This is a genomic window from Nitrosovibrio sp. Nv6 (genome assembly GCF_900110495.1).
GTDB lineage: Bacteria > Pseudomonadota > Gammaproteobacteria > Burkholderiales > Nitrosomonadaceae > Nitrosospira.
In genome coordinates, this window is the sequence record NZ_FODX01000002.1 from 41,684 (window position 1) to 63,911 (window position 22,228).

General features: G+C 52.7%; 25 protein-coding genes and 1 riboswitch. Of the genes, 16 read left to right on the forward strand and 9 right to left on the reverse strand.

Features of this window, described 5'->3' with window-relative positions; genetic code table 11:
- The first annotated feature begins 63 nt into the window (after window positions 1-63).
- From mutM to BMX66_RS06970, 5 genes are all read left to right on the forward strand, one after another.
- Window positions 64-927, forward strand: a complete 864-nt coding sequence (mutM, locus tag BMX66_RS06950) for a bifunctional DNA-formamidopyrimidine glycosylase/DNA-(apurinic or apyrimidinic site) lyase (protein ID WP_090880108.1) — start codon at window positions 64-66, stop codon at window positions 925-927.
- A gap of 251 nt (window positions 928-1,178) precedes the next feature.
- Entirely contained in the window at window positions 1,179-1,952 is a 774-nt protein-coding gene (locus tag BMX66_RS06955) for a COG3904 family protein (RefSeq protein ID WP_143058215.1), read from the forward strand.
- A 382-nt stretch (window positions 1,953-2,334) separates the two neighbouring features.
- Window positions 2,335-3,147, forward strand: a complete 813-nt coding sequence (proC, locus tag BMX66_RS06960) for a pyrroline-5-carboxylate reductase (RefSeq protein ID WP_090880996.1) — start codon at window positions 2,335-2,337, stop codon at window positions 3,145-3,147.
- A 45-nt stretch (window positions 3,148-3,192) separates the two neighbouring features.
- Window positions 3,193-3,753, forward strand: a complete 561-nt coding sequence (locus BMX66_RS06965; RefSeq protein ID WP_369826969.1) for a YggT family protein — start codon at window positions 3,193-3,195, stop codon at window positions 3,751-3,753.
- Window positions 3,753-4,076, forward strand: coding sequence for a DUF167 domain-containing protein (locus BMX66_RS06970; protein ID WP_090880117.1), 324 nt, complete (start codon window positions 3,753-3,755; stop codon window positions 4,074-4,076). Before BMX66_RS06965 ends, BMX66_RS06970 begins: the two co-directional genes overlap by 1 nt.
- Before the next feature lie 58 nt (window positions 4,077-4,134).
- On the opposite strand, the gene BMX66_RS06975 is transcribed toward BMX66_RS06970, so the two are convergent.
- Both BMX66_RS06975 and BMX66_RS06980 read right to left on the reverse strand, forming a co-directional pair.
- Entirely contained in the window at window positions 4,135-5,286 is a 1,152-nt protein-coding gene (locus BMX66_RS06975; RefSeq protein WP_255398851.1) for an aldose epimerase family protein, read from the reverse strand.
- A gap of 111 nt (window positions 5,287-5,397) precedes the next feature.
- Window positions 5,398-5,973, reverse strand: a complete 576-nt coding sequence (locus BMX66_RS06980; RefSeq protein WP_090880120.1) for a TMEM165/GDT1 family protein — start codon at window positions 5,971-5,973, stop codon at window positions 5,398-5,400.
- Between the two features lie 6 nt (window positions 5,974-5,979).
- A riboswitch (yybP-ykoY riboswitch) is annotated at window positions 5,980-6,159 on the reverse strand.
- Window positions 6,160-6,358: 199 nt separating this feature from the next.
- Between BMX66_RS06980 and BMX66_RS06985 the strand changes: the two genes are divergently transcribed.
- The 5 genes from BMX66_RS06985 to BMX66_RS07005 all read left to right on the forward strand — a co-directional run bounded on the left by BMX66_RS06985 (window position 6,359) and on the right by BMX66_RS07005 (window position 9,586).
- Window positions 6,359-6,562, forward strand: coding sequence for a hypothetical protein (locus BMX66_RS06985; protein ID WP_090880123.1), 204 nt, complete (start codon window positions 6,359-6,361; stop codon window positions 6,560-6,562).
- A gap of 46 nt (window positions 6,563-6,608) precedes the next feature.
- The gene (locus BMX66_RS06990) at window positions 6,609-7,580 is read left to right on the forward strand and encodes a CorA family divalent cation transporter (protein ID WP_090880125.1); all 972 of its coding nucleotides are present in this window, start codon (window positions 6,609-6,611) and stop codon (window positions 7,578-7,580) included.
- Between the two features lie 365 nt (window positions 7,581-7,945).
- Complete coding sequence (locus BMX66_RS06995; RefSeq protein ID WP_090880128.1) at window positions 7,946-8,410, forward strand: cupredoxin domain-containing protein; 465 nt, start codon at window positions 7,946-7,948, stop codon at window positions 8,408-8,410.
- The gene (locus BMX66_RS07000; protein ID WP_090880130.1) at window positions 8,407-8,892 is read left to right on the forward strand and encodes a DUF411 domain-containing protein; all 486 of its coding nucleotides are present in this window, start codon (window positions 8,407-8,409) and stop codon (window positions 8,890-8,892) included. Before BMX66_RS06995 ends, BMX66_RS07000 begins: the two co-directional genes overlap by 4 nt.
- A gap of 115 nt (window positions 8,893-9,007) precedes the next feature.
- The gene (locus BMX66_RS07005; protein ID WP_090880133.1) at window positions 9,008-9,586 is read left to right on the forward strand and encodes a c-type cytochrome; all 579 of its coding nucleotides are present in this window, start codon (window positions 9,008-9,010) and stop codon (window positions 9,584-9,586) included.
- Between the two features lie 169 nt (window positions 9,587-9,755).
- Here BMX66_RS07005 and rplS read toward each other — a convergent pair whose 3' ends face one another.
- The 5 genes from rplS to polA all read right to left on the reverse strand — a co-directional run bounded on the left by rplS (window position 9,756) and on the right by polA (window position 14,759).
- A complete protein-coding gene (rplS, locus tag BMX66_RS07010; RefSeq protein WP_090880136.1) occupies window positions 9,756-10,172 on the reverse strand; it encodes a 50S ribosomal protein L19 in 417 nt (138 codons plus the stop codon).
- 84 nt (window positions 10,173-10,256) lie between these two features.
- Window positions 10,257-11,027, reverse strand: coding sequence for a tRNA (guanosine(37)-N1)-methyltransferase TrmD (gene trmD, locus BMX66_RS07015; RefSeq protein ID WP_090880139.1), 771 nt, complete (start codon window positions 11,025-11,027; stop codon window positions 10,257-10,259).
- Window positions 11,028-11,029: 2 nt separating this feature from the next.
- Window positions 11,030-11,542: a ribosome maturation factor RimM gene (gene rimM, locus BMX66_RS07020; RefSeq protein WP_090880142.1), complete on the reverse strand. Its 513-nt coding sequence runs from the start codon at window positions 11,540-11,542 to the stop codon at window positions 11,030-11,032.
- Between the two features lie 22 nt (window positions 11,543-11,564).
- Window positions 11,565-11,828 (reverse strand): 30S ribosomal protein S16, encoded by a 264-nt coding sequence (gene rpsP, locus BMX66_RS07025; protein ID WP_090880145.1) that lies wholly within the window; start codon window positions 11,826-11,828, stop codon window positions 11,565-11,567.
- A 195-nt stretch (window positions 11,829-12,023) separates the two neighbouring features.
- On the reverse strand, window positions 12,024-14,759 hold the full coding sequence (gene polA, locus BMX66_RS07030) for a DNA polymerase I (protein WP_090880148.1): 2,736 nt from the start codon (window positions 14,757-14,759) through the stop codon (window positions 12,024-12,026).
- A 20-nt stretch (window positions 14,760-14,779) separates the two neighbouring features.
- Between polA and BMX66_RS07035 the strand changes: the two genes are divergently transcribed.
- The 4 genes from BMX66_RS07035 (at window position 14,780) to BMX66_RS07050 (ending at window position 17,718) form a co-directional block, all read left to right on the forward strand.
- Window positions 14,780-15,508 (forward strand): LOG family protein, encoded by a 729-nt coding sequence (locus BMX66_RS07035; protein ID WP_177168752.1) that lies wholly within the window; start codon window positions 14,780-14,782, stop codon window positions 15,506-15,508.
- A 50-nt stretch (window positions 15,509-15,558) separates the two neighbouring features.
- Window positions 15,559-15,924: a DUF2782 domain-containing protein gene (locus BMX66_RS07040; protein ID WP_090880151.1), complete on the forward strand. Its 366-nt coding sequence runs from the start codon at window positions 15,559-15,561 to the stop codon at window positions 15,922-15,924.
- A gap of 63 nt (window positions 15,925-15,987) precedes the next feature.
- A complete protein-coding gene (locus tag BMX66_RS07045) occupies window positions 15,988-16,938 on the forward strand; it encodes a homoserine kinase (protein ID WP_090880155.1) in 951 nt (316 codons plus the stop codon).
- A 57-nt stretch (window positions 16,939-16,995) separates the two neighbouring features.
- Window positions 16,996-17,718 carry a BPSS1780 family membrane protein gene (locus BMX66_RS07050; RefSeq protein ID WP_090880158.1) on the forward strand — a complete coding sequence of 241 codons (723 nt, stop codon included), beginning with the start codon at window positions 16,996-16,998 and terminating at the stop codon, window positions 17,716-17,718.
- A gap of 19 nt (window positions 17,719-17,737) precedes the next feature.
- Here the strand turns inward: BMX66_RS07050 and BMX66_RS07055 are convergent, their stop codons facing one another.
- On the reverse strand, window positions 17,738-19,975 hold the full coding sequence (locus BMX66_RS07055) for a UvrD-helicase domain-containing protein (RefSeq protein WP_090880161.1): 2,238 nt from the start codon (window positions 19,973-19,975) through the stop codon (window positions 17,738-17,740).
- A gap of 213 nt (window positions 19,976-20,188) precedes the next feature.
- The gene (locus BMX66_RS07060) at window positions 20,189-21,061 is read right to left on the reverse strand and encodes a phosphoribulokinase (protein ID WP_090880164.1); all 873 of its coding nucleotides are present in this window, start codon (window positions 21,059-21,061) and stop codon (window positions 20,189-20,191) included.
- A 280-nt stretch (window positions 21,062-21,341) separates the two neighbouring features.
- Here BMX66_RS07060 and rplM point away from each other — a divergent pair, with 280 nt between their 5' ends.
- Window positions 21,342-21,776, forward strand: coding sequence for a 50S ribosomal protein L13 (gene rplM, locus BMX66_RS07065; protein ID WP_090881005.1), 435 nt, complete (start codon window positions 21,342-21,344; stop codon window positions 21,774-21,776).
- 5 nt (window positions 21,777-21,781) lie between these two features.
- Window positions 21,782-22,174, forward strand: coding sequence for a 30S ribosomal protein S9 (rpsI, locus tag BMX66_RS07070; RefSeq protein ID WP_090880167.1), 393 nt, complete (start codon window positions 21,782-21,784; stop codon window positions 22,172-22,174).
- Window positions 22,175-22,228: the final 54 nt, after the last annotated feature.

Sequence of the window (22,228 nt, forward strand, 5' to 3'; positions counted from 1 at the left end):
GCTGTGCTTCGGCTGTTAAAATCTCTTGATCAATCCCTCATCCCTTTATGCCGGACATTTTAGTTGCCTGAATTACCTGAAGTTGAAGTTATCCGCCGAGGCATCGCATCCCAGCTCGAGGGACACTGTATTGCCGGGGTCGCGATACGAAATCCGAATTTGCGCTGGCTGGTGCCGCTCGACCTGGGGCAAACGCTTTGCGGGCTGAAAATCGGAAAGGTGATGCGGCGCGGAAAATACCTCTTGTTCGACTGTGGCAAAGGGACGTTGATCCTCCATCTTGGCATGTCGGGCAGCCTGCGGCTACTGCCAGCTTCATCTACAGCATCGGCGATAACGCCGCCGCAAAAGCATGATCATGTGGACCTGATTCTGGAGAACGGCATGGTTCTCCGCTTCAGGGACCCCCGCCGGTTCGGCGCAATGCTGTGGTCGCCCGCTGACGTTATCTGTCATAAGTTATTGGCCCGGCTTGGGCCGGAGCCGCTCACGAATGCGTTCAACGGAAATCTGCTATACAAAAAAACCCGGGGCCGTAGCGCCAGCATCAAAGAGGTATTGATGAACAGCCGCATTGTGGCTGGCGTCGGAAACATCTACGCTAATGAAGCTCTCTTCCGCGCGGGCATCAATCCCACAACTGCCGCTGGCCGGCTTGGAATAACCAGATGCGAAAGACTGGCGCAGGCGGTAAAGGAAATACTCGGTCTCGCAATTGAAGCGGGGGGAAGCAGCTTGCGCGATTATGTGGGCAGCGACGGCAATCCCGGATATTTCCAGCAGCAATACTGGGTGTACGGCCGAACCTGCCAGCCCTGCCGGAAGTGTGGTACAAATATCAGGCAAATCAGACAGGGCCAGCGTTCAAGTTTCTATTGCCCACGTTGTCAGAAACCAATCAGAAGTAAGAAAAGCGAAAACAGCTAGCAGTGTCTGGCTGATCCATATGCTTGCTCGCCTTTAAACTAAAGAAAAACTACAAGGTTTAAATATTAGGTTCCTCAGCCCCGGCGGGATTGTTTTTTGGCTCGGCGATACCTATCATTCGCCATTTCAATCTCTAACATTGCGATCAACGGGGTGAGCTGCGCAAGCATACTTTGCCCACTTTCAGCCCCAACCTTGACCTGGGGGCAATAGGCTTATTTCTTAAGAAAAAAAGCATGAAGCAAATATTTATGAATAGCCTGCTCCTATTCTTCTCCGTTGTAGCCACGGGGGCTTGGGGCGATGTAGGTTTTGATTTCCGGGCACCAAGTTTCAAGGGGGGAAATGCCGTCTTGGCTGTTTTCGTCAAGAACACGGTCACAACAGATGACTATGCCCAAGTGGCCAAGTGGGCCAGTTACATGCAACCCTCTTTTGGAGATCAATGGGCGGTTATCGCGAAACTGGATTCCAGGGGCGGTAACGTTACTGCGGCGTTGAAGATAGGCAGATTTTTGAGAAACAAGGGGGCCATGGCAGTTGTTGAAAAAGACGCGGTTTGTTTAAGTGCATGCGTCTACATTCTAGCCGGAGCTACGAATAGGGCTGTCGATGGGCGGGTAGGGATACATCGTCCATACGAACCAAATGATCAAGAAATTTCAGAAATTGGACAAAAGGCAAAATACAAAGCATTGGAAAAGGATATTTTAGCCTTTCTACATGAAATGAACATACCCACAAGGCTTTATGAGGACTCTCTTTTCATAAGCCCAGATCGTGTCAAGATATTGACATTTAAAGAACTGCAAGGGTATGGATTGAATGAAAATGACCCATATGCAGATGAAGCCAGCACCGTTAAGCGGGCGAAACAGCTCGGCATCACGAGGGCGGAATATGCAGCACGTGAAGTTAGATCGCGTAGACAATGCGGTTTGAATGCTATGACTATCGAGACTTCCGAGAATGAGCTCGTCCTAGGAATGGAATGCAGAGCAGCAATCCTTGAAGGAACGCGCTAAATGGCAGGATTCAACGAACTCAGACTATTCACTTGATTAGCGGTCAATCCAACGGGTTAAACTTGGCAAAACGTGGAATGAACTGGTTTCCTTTTGTTTCCAGAAATCTCACCATGAGTTATCGTGACAATGAGGGTATCGGTCCGATTCGAGATAAAGGTCATCCGAGGATGTCGGAAATCGGCAGCCCAGGGGAGAGTCTCAGCAATCCTGTCGGGGAAATGCACCTCTCGATATCCGGCAGGCACGTAAGCTGACACAACGGTTCGGCCCCTCCCGCAGCCTGTGTGTGAACGCAAGTCTGCTTTTTTTCTTCTTCGGCTTCTCATATTCGGTCCATAAGAGAATCGGCATTGAAAAATTTCACATCCTGGGGGTCTATATGAACATTACTTTCATCGGCGGCGGCAATATGGCCTGCGCCTTGATCGGCGGGCTATTGCAACAGGATTACTCGCCTGCGCAGATCCGAGTAGTGGAAATCAGCGCAGAAACGCGCGAGAAAATAAAACAGGATTTTCGCATAGAAGCCGTGGCGGACCTTGGCCAAGGCGTGGCAAATACTGACGTAATCGTGCTGGCGGTAAAGCCGCAACAACTTGCGATCGTAGCGCGGGAGCTTGCGCCGCTTCTCAGGAATCATCTGGTCATTTCCATTGCTGCCGGTATTTGCGCAAAAGATATCTCCCGCTGGCTCGCTGGCTATACCCGCGTTGTGCGAGCCATGCCGAATACGCCGGCGCTGATTCGCGCGGCTGTTACCGGCTTGTATGCGATGGCCGGTGTAAGCAAAGAGGAAAAACAGAATGCAGAGGCCATACTCGGCGCGGTAGGCACTGTACTATGGGTTGAAAGCGAGGAGCTGCTGGATGCCGTGACAGCCATCTCCGGCAGTGGGCCGGCTTATGTATTCTATTTCATCGAGGCGATGCAGAAGGCGGGACATGAATTAGGGCTGCATACCGCTCAGGCACGGCAGTTGAGCATCGAAACCTTCCTCGGCGCGGCCAGGCTCGCGAGCCAAAGCGATGAAGATGCCGCTGTCCTGCGCGCTCGGGTCACTTCGCCGGGAGGCACCACCGAACGTGCGATACATTCGCTTGAAAATGAAGGGGTCCGAAATGCAATCGAACGTGCGATTCGTTTATCGCACCAGCGTTCGCGCGAACTGGGAGACGAATTTGGTAAAACGTAAACGAGTAAACGTACTGCAGGTTTTATTTGAGATATGCTAAGCCAAATGTCGATATTTCTGCTTGATACCGTGCTGGGGCTGTTTTCTCTGGCGCTGCTGCTGCGTTTTTATATGCAACTGCTGCGCGCGCCCTATCGCAATCCGTTGTCGCAATTTCTCATTGCCATTACGGATTTTCTGGTAAAGCCTGCAAGGCGCATAATCCCCAGCTTCAGAAGCATGGATCTTTCCACGTTGCTGTTGGCATGGCTTGCACAGCTCTTATTGCTGGCCGGCATACATATGCTTCAGGGCTATGACTTCAGCTCGACTATCGGCATCGCAGCCGGAGGGCTATCGCTGCTGGCGTTGGTGGAAATCATCAAGATGACGCTCTATATTGTAATGGTGGCGGTAATCATGCAGGCCGTACTCTCCTGGTTTAATCCATACAGCCCGCTGGCCCCGGTGCTCGACAGTTTTACCCGGCCGTTCCTGGGTGTTTTTCGGCGGTATATCCCCTCCATTGGCAATATCGACTTGTCCCCGCTGTTTGTGCTGGTGATTATTCAATTGCTGCTGTTTGTGGCCGGCGGGATGGAGAGGGAAATCTCACGTCTGTTCTAATGCCTGAACCTGACACGGCGCCTTATCCATGGTGCCGCAGTGATAGCGACGGTGGGTTGCTTATCCTCACCCTGCACATACAATCCGGTGCGAAACGCACCGAAGCCGTCGGATTACATGGCGACGCGCTGAAAATCAGGCTTTCCGCCCCACCGGTGGAAGGCGCAGCCAACGCGGCGCTGCTGGAATTTCTTGCCGAGACTTTTGATGTGCCGCAACGTCAGGTGACACTCAGACAAGGACTAAAATCCCGGCGAAAAGTGGTTGAAATCAGGCAACCGCTTCGTGGACCCGATGCGCTATGCAAAAAGACCATCGATTAAACGAGCTCAATTCCAATTCCAGCCACCGGACAGCCATAATGACTCTCCCGGAAGCAAATCATTTTGCGATGGTGATACTCGGCACGCCGGTGCGCGGCAAATCGGTAATAGTCATTTGGAACAGCAGGTATAACATCTGGAAAGCATCCTGGTTCCAGCGAGCCAATGGCCCAATAGTGTTTACGGCATAGTAGCGGTCATGTGAGCGAATCGACAAGTCCGCTTCCGGGGGTGCAGAGTCCGACACAACGAGTTCCATCGTTGCAATCGGGTTTTCGTCGCGCTTGATGGGTGGAGTACGTGGGTCTTTCTCGACATGATATTCCGGCTCATCGCCGATGGAACGGCCCAGGAAGCCGAGAATTGCATGGAAGCTTCTGAGCCGGAAGGTTCCCTTGATGGGCCATTCCCCACCTGGACGATTGGGGCGGATATCGAAGGCAACGTCATTGGTATTCCACTCCGTTGCCTCCTCGCTCAACTGCGCGCGCTCCTCCGGAGATAGCGTGTCGGGATCATAGTTGGTAATAAGAATCGGACCCGGCACTTGTTTGCGAAGCGTATAGGTATTCTCCTGTTTGTTATAGAGCACGAGAAACTCTTTCTCCAACGCTTGAAAGCCTTCCGCGGTGACCGAGCCGGCGGAGATTGTCCAGGTGCGGTCCAGGATCAATGGTTCAGCGTAGAGTTGGTTCTGGTCCTGAATGGCTGAGAGATGAAGCACCACACGGCGGAACATCTCGTAGCCCAGCGAATCAGATGGAGTATTGCGATAGGCGACCTGCCGGGTTGAGTCCTGAATGCGGACTTCCTGCGCCATCAGTCTCAACAGGAGATCGATATCGTAGCGCTGACGGAGCAGAAGGGTGAGCTTGCTCTGCTGAAATGGGGTAAGGAGCCGTTTGGTGAATTCTTCGCCCTCGACCGGAACAATGCTGATAGTGGGATTTTCAGCGACACTGCCGCCGAATATGGGCATCAGCACCTGTCCGGCTAGCCCGCCCAGCGCTGGTGTAGCCCCCGCATTGAATCGAAAATCGAATGTGGCCGCTACGTTCGAGACTCCGGTGAAATGGATGGGCTGGCGGTGATGAGCGCGGGCAATATTCATCAGCAGCTGCTTGGATGCTGCGCTGGTGATGGCTTCGTCATAGGCCCCGACTGCGCGGTTGAGCGTGATGGGAGATACACAACCGGAGAGTACGAGCAAGAACCCCAGGGACCCCAAGGACCGAATATACAGCAGCGAACGCAGCAAACGTTGAGGGTGAAGGATATCTGCGTGTCTTATTTTCAACGAAGTATTCACCGAAATATCTCTTCAGAACCCAAGGCGTTCACCCGCCCCAAGCAGTGTTGCAACACCGATGATCGCAAATATTGCCGCGGCAATACCATGTACGAGACGCACCGGGATACGATTTGCCATGTGTTCCCCCAGATGAACCGCCGGAACATTGGCAATCATCATTCCTAGTGTGGTACCGGCCACAACCACGAAAAATAATTGATACTGTGCGGCAAGCGCAATGGTCGCGATTTGTGTCTTGTCGCCCGTCTCCGCAAGGAAGAAAGCCACGAGAGTAGTAACAAACACACCATATTGCGCAAGGGTAGCGTCAGTCTCATCGAACCGGTCGGGAATGAGCGTCCAGATGGCCATGCCGATAAACGACAACCCAAGCACCCAGCCCAGAATTTCAGGCCCAAGTAACCTAATAAACAATGAACCAATAGCGCCGGCAAAAGCATGATTTAACAAAGTAGCGACGAGTATACCGAGCACTATGGGAATCGGTTTGCGAAATTTTGCGGCAAGGATAAAAGCGAGAAGCTGCGTTTTGTCGCCAATTTCCGCGAGCGCAACAACGCCAGTCGAGACGAGGAAAGCTTCCATGCATTCGCACTCCCTGGCCGGATAAGAACAATGACCACACTTCTCCCGGCCGTCCGGAGGCAATGTGGTCAAAGGTCTTGCCAGGCATGAGAACCGCTTGCACCACGACCTGACGGTCAAGTATGTTGATACAAGCCCTTTCAAAGGTAATGAAAGGAGGCTACTCCCCAGTGACGAAGCATATTGTACTTGCCCCATTGCAGAGTGTCTATCGGCGTATGCAGGGTTATGATTATGACGAATACATTCAGCTTGAAGGTCGGAGCGGATGATACGAACCGCCAAATTGAAGGCAGCTTCGATCAGGGGCGGCTCTATACGGCTGCTATTTTCTGTTTTTCTGTCATGATACGCTTATCAACGACTACGAAACGAGGAGTCCGCCATGTCCAAGAAGAATCTTTCCGGGAATAATAATAGGAGTCTCGAGAACGAAGTGATCCTGGCCGTGATTGTGCTGTATCTGTTGCTCGCACTTGTGATGACGGTAGTGCACTACGTACAACCTGCGGAGCAGAAAACGGTAACGTCGTCAATGTCGCCTTCCCATAATGAGAAGAACTCCGCAAGCCTGAAAGGGAGTAACTGAGCCTTTCTCGCAACCCCCATTGCAGGGAAGAGAAGGAGGATTTACCATGATTCACACCATCATCAGGACCGATCAATCACTTTCCGTCATTCGCGGGCTGCCACAACTGGAAAATCACAACGATGTGGTTTGGCTGGAGATCAATGCGCCGACCGCTGAAGAGACGGCGAATCTGGGCCAGCGATTTGGCATCGATACGCGGCCCCAGAGCAGCAGTGTCGCAGACGACGGAATGTTCATGTATATGCGTTCCAAGCTGCTCAAATTAGGTATTGACACCACCCCGAGTTTCGGCGATGTAACCTTTGTCCTGGGCGAGCAGTTGGTTGCGATTCTCGATGAAGACCCTGATTTTCATCCATTTGAGTTTGCCCTGCAACGCATGAACCGCAAGTTGAATCATGTCAAAAGCCCCAAAGCTGTACTGCGTTTGTTATTGCAGGTGGCCAACGACGGCGCGGACGCTGTAATAGACCGGATTGCAGATGAACTTGAACGGAATGCCGAAGAGATTTCCGAAATATCCGATGGGTATAATGCACAAGGAAGGGAGTTAGGTGTACCCGATCTCATCGGCACGATGCAAAGTCTTAACGAAAAGGAAGAGTTGATTTCGCGGTGTATCGAAGCTCAGCTATCGTTGGCGCGCGCCGTGCGTTACCTCAACGGAGAGATTGATAACGTAACCGAAGCGGAATTACAGGTATTGACAACAGAACTCGCTGAGGATGTGGCGGGAGTCAAAGAGCATGCTTACTTCGAACACGAGAAGGTGCGTTACCTGCAGAATGCCGTGACGAATATCCTCAACATCAAACAGAACCAGATCGTCAAGGTTTTCACTATCATTACCGCGGTTTTCCTGCCACCCACACTTGTGGGTACTTTCTACGGGATGAATTTTGCTGTAATGCCCGAACTTTCCTGGGAGCATGGATTCATTTATTCGATGGTCCTGACATTAACGGCTGCATTACTACCGCTTTTATACATAAAACGCAAAGGTTGGTTACGGTAAGCCATGGAATCGGCGGTGACCGGCGAAAACAGGAACTCTGGAGACGTTTTTGCAGTCTATTGGCAGGCAACAATCGCACTCGTATCGTTGGAATGGAGCATTAAGCGCCCGCTATCATCTTCATATTGGTTTTTTACCTGAAGCGAGCCGAAACGGGACTTGAAGGTGTCAGAATCACTGTGGGCGGTGTGCCGTTTGCAGCGCCAAACAACAAATGTGTGCGAGAAAGCCTCACGCTTCATCGCTATTTTGCGTTAAATTGGGCGACTGTCGCTTTTTTTGCTATATTGGCATTGCGATAACACAGATAATAAAATTGATGCGCGAAAGAGGGCTTGCTGGATCTCTACAGAAAGGAGAATCACATGAAACAGCTTTTGATCGCATCTGCTTTAACCATGAGCTTGATCTCAACCGGAGCTCTTGCCGAGGAAATATCCGACTCTGTCGGCAGTCCTGGCGATCCCAGCCAGGTTTCACGCACCGTTGAAATAACAATGGTGGAGAATCGCTTCAAACCTTCTGAAATAAATGTGAAACAGGGGGAAACAATAAAATTCGTGCTTAAGAACAACGGGAAAAAGAAGCATGAGATGATGATAGGTACGCCGGAGGAAATTGATAAGCACGGAAAAATGATGAAAAAATTCCCTGACAGGGAACACCCGGATGAACCCAACATGATAACCGTTAATCCAGGCGAGACCGGGGAACTGGTATGGCATTTTACCGAAGCCGGCACAGTCAGCTTCGCCTGCCCGTTGCCAGGCCATTTCAAAGGTATGAATTTCCCAGGTATGAAAGGAACAATCACAGTGGAAGCCAAATGAAAATATCAAAGCACATATCAGTATTAGCCGGATCCATCCTAATCAGTTCACTGATGGGAACCGGCGTTTATGCCTCTGCAACAACGGTCGATGTCTACAAGAGTGCGACTTGCAAATGCTGCGCCAAGTGGGTCGACCATATGCGAGCACATGGGTTTACTGTCAACACTCACGATGTCGGCAACAAGGAAGCCCGCGAGCAAGCGGGGATTTCTACGAAGCTCGGTTCATGCCATACCGCGCTGGTAGATGGCTATGCAATTGAAGGCCATGTGCCTGCACAGGATGTCAAACGCCTTCTCAAAGAACGTCCCCGCGCCGTTGGCTTGACCGCTCCCGGCATGCCTCATGGCTCTCCCGGAATGGAAGGCGCGCGCAGCGATCCTTACGATGTGCTTTTAATAAACAAACAAGGCGACACAACAGTTTACAGCCGCCATCTTCCGTCTGATCCGAAAGAATCCGTGATGAGACTGAAATGAGGAGTATGAAGTCTCTTGTTACTGTCCGCGCGTATCAGAAAAAGAAACGTTTAACCGTTACTATCTTGCCAGGAGTCCAAGATTCGAATTCGGTAAGCACAAAAACGGTGCAGTCATGACCGTCCGGCTTTTTCTCCTGATCAGTATGACGATTGGACTCGTTGCGGGTTGCAGCGATCCAAAACCCCCTGCTTCAACACCGACGCCGCCAACCGCGAAATCCGAGACGCCTGAGCTGCCTGCCGTCGCACCTGCACCTCCTGCCGACGTGAGTCAGCCTGCTGCAGAGCAGCAGGCTGCTACCCCACCCGTGGAGCAGCCCAGAAATCTGGCGGCACGTAAATTGGACCCTGAAAAAATCAAGCGCGGTGAAGATGTTTATCGCAAAAATTGTGCAAGCTGTCACGGTCCAAATGGTGAAGCCACTCCAGGATGGCGCATTCAGGGACCCGACGGCAGATATCCCCCGCCGCCTTTGGACGGTAGCGCTCACGCCTGGCATCACTCAACTGAAACGTTGGAACAAATGATCCGTGAAGGCAGTCCGGCCGGAGGCATGCCGGCCTGGGACGGAAAATTGACAAATCAGCAGATCGACGACGTGATTGTCTGGATCAAATCCCTATGGCCGGATGAAGTTTACGATATCTGGTATAAGGAGATTGAAAACAAGCCGCAACCGAAACAGAATTGAAGGATTGCGGTATAAGTATCGAAGGAGCATGACGCAGGACTACGGGCAGGACTACGCCGGAATCTCTGCCCTAATGATCAGATTGACAAGTTGTCCCATACGTGCGGCCGTCGCTCAATCTTTGGAGCGCGAGTCGCCACTGAGTGATCAATGAGTCGCCAATAAAAACCTAGGCCAACTCGGCCTTCGGGATCCCTTTCTCTCCGTTATTTCCCTTTTTTACCGTAGCGCGCGCAGGAAGCTTCTCGCGAATACGCGCAGACTTGCCGGAGCGGTCCCGCAGGTAATAAAGTTTCGCGCGGCGGACGTCGCCGCGACGCTTGATCTCTATGTTTGCAATCAGCGGTGAATAAGTCTGAAAAGTCCGCTCGACACCCTCGCCGCTGGATACCTTACGTACGGTGAAGGCCGAATTGAGACCACGGTTGCGCTTGGCAATAACGACGCCTTCGTAAGCCTGTATCCGTTTACGCTCGCCTTCTACTACCTTGACGCTGACGATTACGGTATCCCCAGGCGCGAAATCGGGAATCGTTTTGCCGAGACGGCTGATTTCTTCGTTTTCAAGTTGTTCGATCAGGTTCATTTGTAACTCCTTGCTTTTCTATTCCTTGGTTTCAATCCGGTTCAATCCGGTTCAATTGGTGCAATTGGTTCAATGTTCAATGGTTCAATTGGTTTCGTAGGCGTGCTGAAATTCTTCCAGCAACTTCTTCTCTTCTCCCGTCAAGCCACGTTCGATTTTCAACGCCAGCAAATCCGGCCGCCTCAGCCATGTCCGGCCCAGCGACTGCTGTAGGCGCCAGCGCTTGATTCTGGCGTGATTGCCTGACATCAGAACTTCAGGCACAACATTCCCGTGGTAGACCTCCGGCCGCGTGTACTGGGGAAAATCCAGCAAGCCCGCTACAAATGAGTCCTGGCTGGCTGACTCGGGGTCGCCCAGCACACCCGGCATCTGCCTCACCAGACAATCCATCAGCACCATGGCCGCCAATTCGCCGCCAGAGAGGACATAGTCGCCTATGGAAATTTCGTAATCCACCTGACGCTCTATCAAGCGCTCATCTACACCTTCATAGCGTCCGGCGAGAAGCACCATTCCAGGCAATCCGCATAGTTCCATAACCAGGCCATGATCCAGAGGCCGTCCCTGGGGGGAAAGATAGATTACCTTTGTCCCTTCAACACCATTGGCTATCTGCCTGTTCCTGGCGGCAATAATGGCTTTTTCCAGTGGCGCCGCCAGCATCACCATTCCCGGCCCGCCACCGTATGGGCGGTCATCTACCGTACGGTAATTGTCCTCGGTGAAGTCGCGTGGATTCCAGGTCTGTAAACGGTAAACCGCGTTTTCGTGCGCTCTGCCGGTTACGCCATGCCTAGTGATTGCGTCAAACATTTCAGGGAAGAGCGTGACGACATCAAATTCACAAGTCATGCTTAATAGTCCACGCCCCAATCCACCGTAATCCGGCGCGCCTTCAAATCTACTTTAGCAATTACCTGGCTGATGAACGGAATCAATCTTTCCGTTTCATCCTCGTTCATACTTTTCACCTGAAGCACATCGTTTGCGCCGGTTTCAAGTAATCCAGCCACCTTCCCCAGTTCTTCGCCCTGCAAATTAACGACCTCGAGATCGATCAGGTCTGACCAGTAATAGCCGTCTTTACCGCTTTTTGGCAAAACCGGCAACTGGGTACGAGGAATCGCAACCTGCAAGCCCTTCAGCCGCATCGCGGCCGTCCGATCAGAATATTGCTCAAGTAAAGCGGTCAATATATTTCCGTGCACCTCGCCCGCATTGACCTTGAACTTGCGCCATTCCCCATCGCCTCTGCCCAACCACCAGGTCGGATAGTCAAGCAGCCCATCTATATATTCGGTATAAGGAAAAACCTTGATCCAGCCCGACACACCATAGGGGCCGATCACGCGCCCCATTACCGCCACTGGTCCGACTGCTTCGCCTGGTTCAGCTTCCTGCGGCTTCTTGCTTGGCGCCAAACTGCTTGACCAGCCTTGTCACGGTACTTGATAACTGCGCACCGTTCGATTTCCAATAGGCGATTCGATCGAGTTGAACACGCAGCGCTTCTTCCCCTTCCGCTGCCCTGGGATTATAAAAGCCGATGCGCTCGATGAACTTGCCGTCACGGGCGTTGCGGGAATCCGCAACTACCATATTAAAGAAAGGGCGTTTCTTGGCGCCGCCTCGCGCCAGTCGAATAATGACCATGTGTTGTTTGTGCCTATGGAGAAGGTCTAAAACCGAAAAGGGGGTGATTTTACGGTAGTTTTCGCCGCATTAGCAAGCGATACTTGCTGTTCGCCAAGTATGGCATAGTGATGAAGCGATGCCACCACTATCCGGATTTTCAGGTTAGCGCAATTCGTCAAGATTCCTCGCATAAAAGTCAGCGAAGTCAGTGCGTCAGTGCGCCACCTCCCAATTTGGCCCCACGCCCACCTCCACTAGTAGCGGCACGTCCAGCCTGGCAACATTACCCATGAGTTTCGGCAATTCGTGTTTTATCGTTTCGATTTCATCGGCCGGCACTTCCAGTACCAGTTCGTCGTGAACCTGCATGATAAGTTTACTACGGAGGTTCTCCGATGCCAGCCAGCCATGCACGGCGATCATGGCAAGCTTGATGATGTCCGCTGCGGTGCCCTGCATCGGTGCGTTGATTGCCGCACGCTCCGCACCTTGTCTCCGGTTGCCATTGGCACTGTTGATCTCCGGCAGCCATAGCCTGCGTCCGAGTACGGTTTCGACGTAGCCCGTTTCTCTGGCAGTTTCTCTGGTGCGCTGCATATAATTTGCCACCCCTGGATAGCGGGCAAAGTAACGGTCCATGTAGGCCCGGGCGGCGGCGCGGTCAATGCCGAGCTGTGAGGCAAGTCCAAACTCGGACATCCCATAGATCAGGCCGAAGTTGATGATTTTCGCATAACGACGCTGTTCGCTGTCGACCGCTTCCAGCGGGACGCCGAATACTTCGGAGGCCGTGGCGCGATGTATGTCCTCATTCGCGGCGAAGGCTTTGAGCAGCCCCGCGTCCTGCGAAATGTGCGCCATGATGCGCAATTCGATTTGGGAATAATCAGCGGAGATGATACTGTACCCTGGTGATGCTATAAATGCTTCGCGAATGCGGCGGCCTTCGGCGGTGCGTACCGGAATATTTTGTAGATTCGGTTCGTTGCTGGCAAGTCGGCCGGTCACTGCTACTGCCTGTGCATAATTGGTATGCACCCGACCGGTAGCGGCGTCCACCATGCGCGGGAGTTTATCCGTGTAAGTGGATTTGAGTTTGGCGAGACTGCGGTAATCAAGGAGGACTTTTGCCAGTGGGTAATCCATCGCAAGCCGTTGCAGTACGTCTTCATCGGTGGAAGGCACGCCGCCCGGTGTTTTTTTAATGACAGGTAGTTTGAGCTTGTTGAAAAGGACTTCCTGAATTTGCTTTGTTGAATTCAAATTGAATGGCTGCCCCGCGATGAGGCATGCCCGATCCTCCAGCGCCAGCATTTTCTCGCCGAGTTCACGGCTTTGACTTTCCAGCAGCTTCAAGTCCAGTAGTACGCCAGTGCGCTCCATTTCGAACAGTATGTCCATTACCGGCATTTCGAGTGATCGATAAATATGATCGAGCTTTCCATCCCTCGCAATTTCAGGGTAAAGCCTGTGATGCAGTTGAAGCGTAATATCCGCATCTTCGGCTGCATAGTGCGATGCCCGTTCGAGTTCCACCTGCTCAAAACCTATCCGGGCAACCCCCTTGCCGGTGATCTCATCGTAGCTGATGGTTTTGACGCCAAGATGCCGCAACGCAAGATTATCCATATCGTGCGAACGGTGTGATTCGAGCACATAGGACTGCAACAGCGTGTCATGGGTAATACCGTTCAACGCGATACCATGATTGGCGAAGATATGCTTGTCATACTTGAGATTCTGCCCCAGTTTGGGTTTGGTTGGGTCCGCCAGCCAGAGTCTGAGTTTATCGAGCACGATGTCCATGGGTAGTTGCTGGGGTGCGCCAGCATACCGGTGCGCGAGCGGTAGATAAGCCGCCCGATGAGGCTCGATGGAAAACGAAATACCGACGAGTTCTGCCTGCATAGGGTCCAACCCGGTTGTTTCGGTATCCAGGGAAACGAGTGGTCCGGCATTGATGTGCATGATCCATTCATCGAGCTGGGATAGGGTGAGGATGGTTTGATAGTCTGCCTGCACCAGATCCGAGCGCGGCTGCATCGCATCTGACTGCTCATATGCAATGGCGGAAGGCGTATTGCCGCCTGCCCCTGCGCCCGATTCCTGCTGCAATTCCCGCAACCAGCTTTTGAAGTCCAGTCTTTCGTACAATTCCGCCAGCTTCGCAGTATTCTGCGGTTGCAGCCCAAGGTCGTGCAAACTTACCGGCAACGGAACGTCACACTTGATGGTGAGAAGTTCGCGGGACCTGCTCAACCAATCGAGCGCGTTGCGTAAGTTATCCCCGATGACGCCCCCGATTTCATGCGCATGAATAATGAGGTTATCCAGCGTGCCATATTGCGCGAGCCATTTTACTGCCGTTTTAGGACCAACCTTTGCCACACCGGGAATGTTGTCGGAGGTATCGCCAACCAGCGCCAGATAGTCGAGCATACGCGCAGGGGCTACCCCAAACCGGCCGAGCACGCCCGCTTCATCGAGCGTTATGTTGGTCATGGTATTGACCAGTGTCACGTGCGGATTCACCAGCTGTGCAATGTCCTTGTCGCCGGTGGAAATGATGCAGCGCATGTTCTCGCGTTCGGCCTGTTTTGCCAGGGTACCAATCACATCATCCGCTTCCACTCCTTCCACGATCAGCATTGGCCACCCCATGGCAATGATGCATTCATGAAGCGGTGATATCTGGGCCGCAAGATCGGCCGGCATGGGTGGACGATGCGACTTGTACTGCGCGTAGAGATCGTCGCGGAAAGTCTTGCCTTTTGCATCAAATACGCACGCGCTATAATCAGCCTGGTAATCCTTGTGCAAACGGCGCAGCATGTTGATCACGCCATAAATTGCGCCAGTCGGCTCGTTGTTGCGGTTTCGAAAATCGGGCAGCGCATGAAAAGCGCGATACAGATAGGATGAGCCGTCAACCAGCAGTAATGTTTTCATTTAACTCCAAAGGTTTTCCAATGAACCCGAAAGATAAATTAGCTCGTACAATGACAAACGATTTTCGGGAAAAAACCTGGTCGGCCAGGGAATCGTGGCGTGTGTTCGGGATTATGGCAGAATTTGTCGAGGCAACGGAGCGCCTTAATTCGATTAAACCCGCAGTAAGCATTTTCGGTAGTGCGCGCACCCTCCCGGATCATCCCTACTACAAGCTCACCGAGCAGATCGCCCGGCAATTGTCCGATGCAGGTTTCTCCGTAATTTCCGGCGGCGGCCCGGGTATTATGGAAGCGGCCAACAAGGGCGCCTACTATGGGGAATCGCCCAGCATCGGCCTGAATATCCAGCTCCCCCACGAACAACATCGGAACGTCTATCAGGACGTCAGCCAGACTTTTCGCCATTTTTTCGCGCGCAAGTACATGTTTGTCAAACTCGCTACCGCCTACGTGGTGGTTCCGGGTGGTTTCGGCACACTTGACGAGCTGATGGAAGCCCTCACGCTGGTTCAAACCGGCAAAACCCGGCGCATGCCTATTATCCTTGTCTGCTCTGATTTCTGGAGCGGCATGCTCGACTGGCTTCGAAACGTGCTCGTGGCCGAAGGCATGATCGCGCCCGAAGACATGGACTTGATACAGATAATTGACGAACCGACAGAGGTTGTAGACGCAATATTCAAGTATTATGAAACTCGGGGTTTCGAACCTTCCGCAGCGGAACGGGAGGTTCAGCTCAATCTGTAACAGCGGTGTCATTTCGGATAGAATGGCATATTGACCTGCCGGGAGGCGTCATGCGTCGCATAGTTCTTGCATTGTTATTGAGCTCTGCACTACCAGCAGCAGCGCAGTCCAACCAGCCCAAGGATCTGCGGCCTTTGCCGGAAGTCCCTGAACCGCCGGAGTTGGCATTGCCATCGCCAGGCGCCGATGAGGAAGACGAGTCGCTCGAGCCACAAGTTACCATCACCAGGCGCGGAGAGGACAAGATCGAGGAATATCGTCTCAATGGGCGCCTCTACATGATCAAGGTTACGCCCCGCATCGGACTGCCGTATTATCTGATCGACAATCGCGGGGATGGTACGTTTTCCACCCATGACGTCGGTGGTCTTGATCAAGGCGTTCGTCCTCCAATGTGGGTGATCCGGGAGTTCTGACTTTTCCTGAAAGACGGCAATTGGGTTTGTTCCTACGCTTCCGCCTTACCTTTTTTCTTGCTCATGTCTGTCTTCACTACCGTTACCCACGATCAGCTTTCTGTCTGGCTGAGAAGCTATTCCCTCGGCACGCTGATCAATCTGCAGGGCATCTCCTCCGGTATCGAAAATACGAATTATTTCGTGACCACCAGTCATGGCAAGTATGTTCTCACGCTGTTTGAAAAACTGACCTCTTCCGATCTGCCCTACTACCTGAACCTTATGGCGTATCTGTCACGCCATGGCATTCCCTGCCCCAGTCCCATTGCGGACCTTGACAACAAGTTCCTCGGCGAACTCAACGGTAAACCGGCGAGCATCGTTACCTGCCTGCCTGGAAAATCTCAGGAGCGGCCAACGGCGGCACATTGCGCGGAAGTCGGTGAACTCCTGGCGAGCATGCATTTATCGGGCCTTTCTTATCCTGAAAAGATGGAGAACTCGCGGGGGCCCAAGTGGTGGAAAGGCGCAGCACTTGAGGTCATGCCGTTTCTTACGGCCGATGAAACTGAAGTCCTCAAGGAGGAATTGCGTTTTCAGTCACTCTACCGCTTCGAAAACCTTCCGCGGGGCGTAATCCACGCCGACCTGTTTCGTGACAATGTGTTATTCAACAACAGCACCATGGGTGGCGTGATCGACTTCTATTTCGCCTGCAACGATGTCTTGCTGTACGATCTTGCCATTACCGCCAATGACTGGTGTCTGAATGAAAATGGTGAACTGGAAACGGCACGGACATTGTCTTTACTCCAAGCCTATCACCGGACCCGCCCCCTTAGTGCAAACGAACGCGGCGCCTGGCCGGTGATGTTGCGTGCGGCGGCATTGCGCTTCTGGTTGTCGCGGCTGCAGGATTATCATTTGCCGCGTATAGGGGAACTCACCCATGTCAAGGATCCCGCGCATTTCATGCATATACTCAGAAATCACGCGGCGTCAAACTCAAAACTGGCGCAAGTTTGGGTTTGAGCGATAAACTGCGAGTCAACAACCGGGTGTGGGCACAGCCCATCGGAGATAGAGAAAATGGAAGTCAGGCAAGTCGATGCAAAGCAAGGTTGGCAGTGGATAGTGACCGGCTTCGGTCTGTTCCGCAGAATTCCGCTGGTATGGATTGTCCTGTGCTTCACCTTGCTGCTGATTGCCGCCACGCTGGCGCTGATTCCGATGGCAGGGCAATTTATCTTTACGCTGCTTTCCCCGGTGTTTTTAGCCGGACTGATGATAGGATGCAAAACGCTGGAACAGGGGGGTGATCTGGAAATTTCTCACTTGCTCGCCGGATTCCGGAGCAATCCCGCGCCGCTGATTACGATAGGCGGAATTTATCTGGTAGGTCAAGTTTTGATTCTTGGCATCTTCATGCTGGTCGGCGGCGATGTGCTGATGGATCTGTTGATAGAGGGAAAACGGGTCGACGAAAATGAGTTGAAAGATGTATCGGGCCATATGTTGTCTGCTTCTCTGGTGGGGCTGGCATTATCCATCCCGCTATTGATGGCTGCCTGGTTCGCGCCCCTATTGGTTATATTCAAAGGCTTGCCTCCAGTGGAAGCGATGCGGCAAAGCTTTTTTGCTTGCCTGAAAAATATTATAGCGTTCCAGATTTATGCGGTAATACTGGTGGTGCTGACGATACTTGCCACCATACCCTATGGGTTGGGATTGTTTGTATTGATACCGACCGTATTCGCCTCTATTTACACGAGTTACAAGGACATCTTCGAGGAAGGCGCTGAAACCGCATAGAGCCGCATCACATCCGGTTTCATGCCGGCGTCAGCTTTGCGTATTCCAGCAGCAGCCATTTTGTGCCAGCGCGTCCGAATTTGACTTCAACGCGGGCATCCGCGCCGCGGCCTTCGCAATTGACGATTACACCCGCGCCAAATTTAGCATGCAGGACATTTTGTCCAACCCTCCACTGCCCCGCGGCCGAGTCCCGAATGCCGGACTCCTGAAGTTGCCTGGGGCGCAGGGCGGCGTGGCCGGGGTATGCGGGTCCTGATTCCTGATTCCTGACCATGGTCTTCTGTACCGGCTGCAGCCACTTGAGCAGACTATCCGGGATCTCCTGGAGGAAACGCGAGGGGATGTTGTAGCGGGTCTGACCGTGAAGCATGCGACTCTGGGTAAAACTCAGATACAGCCTTCGTCTGGCCCGGGTCAAAGCAACATACATTAACCGCCTCTCCTCTTCCAGACCTCCTGCTTCGTTGCGACTGTTGTCGTGTGGAAAAAGACCTTCTTCCAGTCCGCTGAGAAACACGCTGTGAAATTCCAGCCCTTTGGAGGAATGCACCGTCATCAACTGCAGCGCATCCTCACCCCCGCCAGCCTGATGCTCGCCCGCTTCCAGCGAGGCATGGTTAAGAAATACCGTGAGGCTGTCGTCCTCGGCTTCATGCACGAAGCTGGCGGCGGCAGTGATCAACTCGTTCAAATTCTCCAGCCGGTCGGCCCCCTCGCGTTCCGCACGATAGTGCGCCATCAGCCCGCTATGCTCCAGCATGTGTTCCACAACTTCCGGTAGCGGCAATTTCTCGCAGACCTGACGCATTGATTCGATCAGCACGACAAAGCCTTCAACGCCTTTCTTTAACTTGTTCGATCCCCTGTTTTCCTCAATCAAGGCCGGCCATTTACTCTCTGCTTCTGGCATTGAAGTTCCGCCACCCCTGCATTTCCTTACCATTGCGTCCCAAAGGCTTCCGCCTTGCCGCCTGGCTTCATCCTGCAATTGCTCCAGACTCCGCATACCGATGCCGCGAGCAGGAAAGTTGACAACGCGGAGTAGCGCATTGTCGTCATGAGGGTTGGCTATCAGCCGCAGGTATGCCAATGCATGCTTGATTTCCTGGCGTTCGAAAAAACGCATGCCGCCATAGACGCGATAAGGCAGCGACGCGTTGAACAAAGCATGCTCGAGCACACGCGATTGCGCATTGGAGCGGTAGAGCAAAGACACTTCTGACAGCTTTAAGCCTTCCGCACGTAGCGACTTCACTTCGTCCACGATGAAAGCAGCTTCATCAAAATCGGTCGGCGCGTTATACACGCGTATGGGCTCGCCATGGCCTTCCGAAGTCCAGAGATTCTTGCCGAGCCGCCCACTATTGTTGCGTATCAGCGTGTTGGCAGCGTCCAGTATGTTGCCGTGCGAGCGGTAGTTCTGTTCCAGCTTGATGATTTTGGAGATACGGAAGTCGCGCTCAAACTCTTTCATATTGCCCGTGTTGGCGCCACGAAACGCATAAATGCTCTGGTCGTCATCGCCAACCGCAAATACAGCAGCCTGCTCGCCGGCAAGCAGCCTTAGCCATCTGTATTGCAGGCGGCTGGTATCCTGAAATTCATCCACCAGAATATGGCGAAAGCGGCCACGATAATGCTCGCGTATGATTTCGTTGCGGGTCAGCAGCTCATAACTGCGCAGCAGCAGCTCAGCAAAGTCCACCACTCCTTCCTTATTGCATTGCTGCTCATAAGAAACGTAAAACTCCGCCATCTTGCGCCCGAAATCATCATACGTCTCGACCTGCGATGCTCTAAGTCCCTCTTCTTTTGCGTTGTTGATGAACCATTGCACTTGCCGCGGGGGAAATTTTTCGTCGTCCGCACCCAGGTTTTTCAAAATGCGCTTGATGACCGCCAGCTGATCGGCCGAATCCAGAATCTGAAATGCCTGCGGCAATCCGGCATCCTGATGATGAGCGCGAAGCATGCGATTGCACAGGCCGTGGAAAGTACCCACCCACATACCGCGCGTATTGATCGGGAGCATTGAAGAAATACGGGTGAGCATTTCCTTCGCTGCCTTATTGGTGAAAGTGACAGCTAATATGCCGTGGGGGCTGACCTGTCCGGATTGGATCAGGTAGGCGATGCGGGTGGTGAGCACGCGGGTTTTGCCGCTGCCCGCACCCGCCAGCACCAATGCCGACTGATGCGGCAAAGCGACCGCTTCGTGTTGCTCGGGATTTAGTGCGGAAAGTAGAGAAGACATTGAGAAAACAGTTGGAGCAGAGGCGGAATTATTATCAGCCTTCGTTCAGTTTGAGGGGATGGGCTGGAAGAAACGCCGGTATGGCGCCCTATAAATCCAAACTTCCCAGGCAAGCTTTATCGGCACAACCCGCCAAGCTTGCAACCACCGGTGAAAGCGCGGAAATGGGAAGTTCGGATTTGGATTTATTACGCACTTCATCGGAAGTTGCGTTTACCTGCGTCGGCTTTCCCTCACGAGATCCAGAATGAGCGGCGTCAATACCAGTTCTATTGCCAGACCCATTTTTCCACCCGGCACGACAATGGTATTTGGACGAGACATGAACGAGTTGTGAATCATTGCCAGCAAGTACGGAAAATCCACGTTCTTGGGGTCGCGGAAGCGGATTACGACAAAGCTTTCATCCAGCGTGGGTATGTCGCGCGCAATGAAGGGATTGGACGTATCCACTGTGGGTACACGCTGAAAATTGATATGCGTAAGCGAAAACTGCGGGGTAATGTAATGCACATAATCGTGCATGCGACGAAGGATGGTATGGGTAACCGCCTCCGCTGAATAACCGCGCGCATTCATATCGCGATGGATCTTCTGGATCCATTCCAGATTGACAATGGGCACGACGCCCACCAGCAAATCAACATATTTTGCTACATCGGCGGTATCGCTCTTTACTCCGCCATGCAAGCCTTCGTAAAACAGCAGATCGGAACCGGGCTTTATCGATGACCAGGGGGTAAAGGTGCCAGCCTTCTGCTGGTATGGAGCGGCTTCATCATCATTGTGCAGGTACAGGCGAACCTGCCCGCTTCCGCTCTCGCCATATTCCTTGAACAAGGCTTCCAGTTTTTCGAACTCGTTGGCCTCGGGACCGAAATGACTGATGGCATGACCATCGCTTTTCTCGGAGTCAGCTACGGCTTTCTTCATTGCCTCGCGATCATAACGATGGAAGCTATCCCCCTCTACCACCGCAGCAGTCAGTTTCTCGCGCCGGAATATATGCTCGAAACTATTCTTGACCGTCGACGTTCCGGCGCCGGATGACCCGGTAACGGCGATGACGGGGTGTTTTTGTGACATACAGACTTTCTCCTCAGGACAATAAGATAATAAGGTAGTGGTTTTCGCTTCAATATTTTCGCTGGTTCAGCAAGTCTTGAGCAGCGCTATAATACCTTTTTTCTCAAGAATTTTGGTGGGAACAGACAAAGATAAAACAACATTCAGGCTTGCAAGAGCAGCGTTTCTGCTGCTGGAACATGCTTTGTCCCGAACACTCGCGGAACAGACGGATGTTTGACATTCGCAGGGCTCTGGCATAAAATGCGCGGCTTTACTGAAATAAGCAGGGGTGGGGTTTGTGAAAACGTTTTCGGCTAAACCACATGAAGTAGTCCACGAGTGGTTCGTAATTGATGCGGCCGACAAGGTACTGGGGCGTCTCGCTGCAGAGATTGCTCATCGTCTGCGCGGCAAACACAAGCCCATTTACACTCCTCATGTGGATACAGGCGATTTTATCGTTGTAATCAACGTCGACAAGCTGCGCGTCACCGGCAATAAGGCTGAAGACAAGATTTATCACCGGCATACCGGCTATCCAGGCGGCATTTACGAAACCAGTTTTGCCAAAATGCATGCGCGCTTCCCGGGACGTCCCCTGGAGAAAGCAGTCAAGGGTATGCTGCCAAAGGGTCCCCTCGGATATGCAATGCTGAAGAAACTAAAAATCTATGCCGGTGCTGCGCACCCGCACGCGGCGCAACAACCGCGACAACTTGAAGTCAGGGCCTGATTACCATGAGCGCAACCTATAATTACGGCACCGGTCGTCGCAAAAGTGCGGTGGCACGGGTATTCCTCAAACCCGGCAGGGGCTTGATTACTGTCAACGACAAACCGGTTGACGAGTTTTTTTCCCGCGAAACCGGTCGCATGGTGGTTCGTCAACCACTTGAGTTGACGGGAAATCTTACAAGTTTTGACATCATGGTTAACATCCACGGTGGCGGAGAATCGGGACAGGCGGGAGCGGTGCGACACGGCATCACCCGCGCATTGATTGACTTTGACGCCACGCTGAAACCCGTATTGAGCAATGCCGGACTTGTGACCCGTGACGCGCGGGAAGTGGAACGAAAAAAGGTTGGCTTTCGCAAAGCGCGCCGGCGTAAACAATTTTCGAAGAGATAGGCTTTGTACCTGTCATACCAAAAGCCGCCTCGTTCTGGCGGCTTTTTTATTTGT

Bases quoted from the DNA above. Each gene is read 5' to 3' on its own strand.
- BMX66_RS07045 (WP_090880155.1), top strand. From the start codon at position 15,988: ATGTCTGTCTTCACTACCGTTACCCACGATCAGCTTTCTGTCTGGCTG.
- BMX66_RS07050 (WP_090880158.1), top strand. From the start codon at position 16,996: ATGGAAGTCAGGCAAGTCGATGCAAAGCAAGGTTGGCAGTGGATAGTG.
- BMX66_RS06965 (WP_369826969.1), top strand. From the start codon at position 3,193: ATGTCGATATTTCTGCTTGATACCGTGCTGGGGCTGTTTTCTCTGGCG.
- trmD (WP_090880139.1), bottom strand. From the start codon at position 11,027: ATGACTTGTGAATTTGATGTCGTCACGCTCTTCCCTGAAATGTTTGAC.
- BMX66_RS07060 (WP_090880164.1), bottom strand. From the start codon at position 21,061: ATGTCACAAAAACACCCCGTCATCGCCGTTACCGGGTCATCCGGCGCC.
- BMX66_RS07005 (WP_090880133.1), top strand. From the start codon at position 9,008: ATGACCGTCCGGCTTTTTCTCCTGATCAGTATGACGATTGGACTCGTT.
- rpsI (WP_090880167.1), top strand. From the start codon at position 21,782: ATGAGCGCAACCTATAATTACGGCACCGGTCGTCGCAAAAGTGCGGTG.
- polA (WP_090880148.1), bottom strand. From the start codon at position 14,759: ATGAAAACATTACTGCTGGTTGACGGCTCATCCTATCTGTATCGCGCT.
- rplS (WP_090880136.1), bottom strand. From the start codon at position 10,172: ATGAACCTGATCGAACAACTTGAAAACGAAGAAATCAGCCGTCTCGGC.
- BMX66_RS06995 (WP_090880128.1), top strand. From the start codon at position 7,946: ATGAAACAGCTTTTGATCGCATCTGCTTTAACCATGAGCTTGATCTCA.
- BMX66_RS06990 (WP_090880125.1), top strand. From the start codon at position 6,609: ATGATTCACACCATCATCAGGACCGATCAATCACTTTCCGTCATTCGC.
- BMX66_RS06955 (WP_143058215.1), top strand. From the start codon at position 1,179: ATGAATAGCCTGCTCCTATTCTTCTCCGTTGTAGCCACGGGGGCTTGG.
- BMX66_RS06970 (WP_090880117.1), top strand. From the start codon at position 3,753: ATGCCTGAACCTGACACGGCGCCTTATCCATGGTGCCGCAGTGATAGC.
- proC (WP_090880996.1), top strand. From the start codon at position 2,335: ATGAACATTACTTTCATCGGCGGCGGCAATATGGCCTGCGCCTTGATC.
- BMX66_RS06980 (WP_090880120.1), bottom strand. From the start codon at position 5,973: ATGGAAGCTTTCCTCGTCTCGACTGGCGTTGTTGCGCTCGCGGAAATT.
- BMX66_RS07040 (WP_090880151.1), top strand. From the start codon at position 15,559: ATGCGTCGCATAGTTCTTGCATTGTTATTGAGCTCTGCACTACCAGCA.
- BMX66_RS07035 (WP_177168752.1), top strand. From the start codon at position 14,780: ATGAACCCGAAAGATAAATTAGCTCGTACAATGACAAACGATTTTCGG.
- BMX66_RS06985 (WP_090880123.1), top strand. From the start codon at position 6,359: ATGTCCAAGAAGAATCTTTCCGGGAATAATAATAGGAGTCTCGAGAAC.
- BMX66_RS07000 (WP_090880130.1), top strand. From the start codon at position 8,407: ATGAAAATATCAAAGCACATATCAGTATTAGCCGGATCCATCCTAATC.
- rpsP (WP_090880145.1), bottom strand. From the start codon at position 11,828: ATGGTCATTATTCGACTGGCGCGAGGCGGCGCCAAGAAACGCCCTTTC.
- BMX66_RS07055 (WP_090880161.1), bottom strand. From the start codon at position 19,975: ATGTCTTCTCTACTTTCCGCACTAAATCCCGAGCAACACGAAGCGGTC.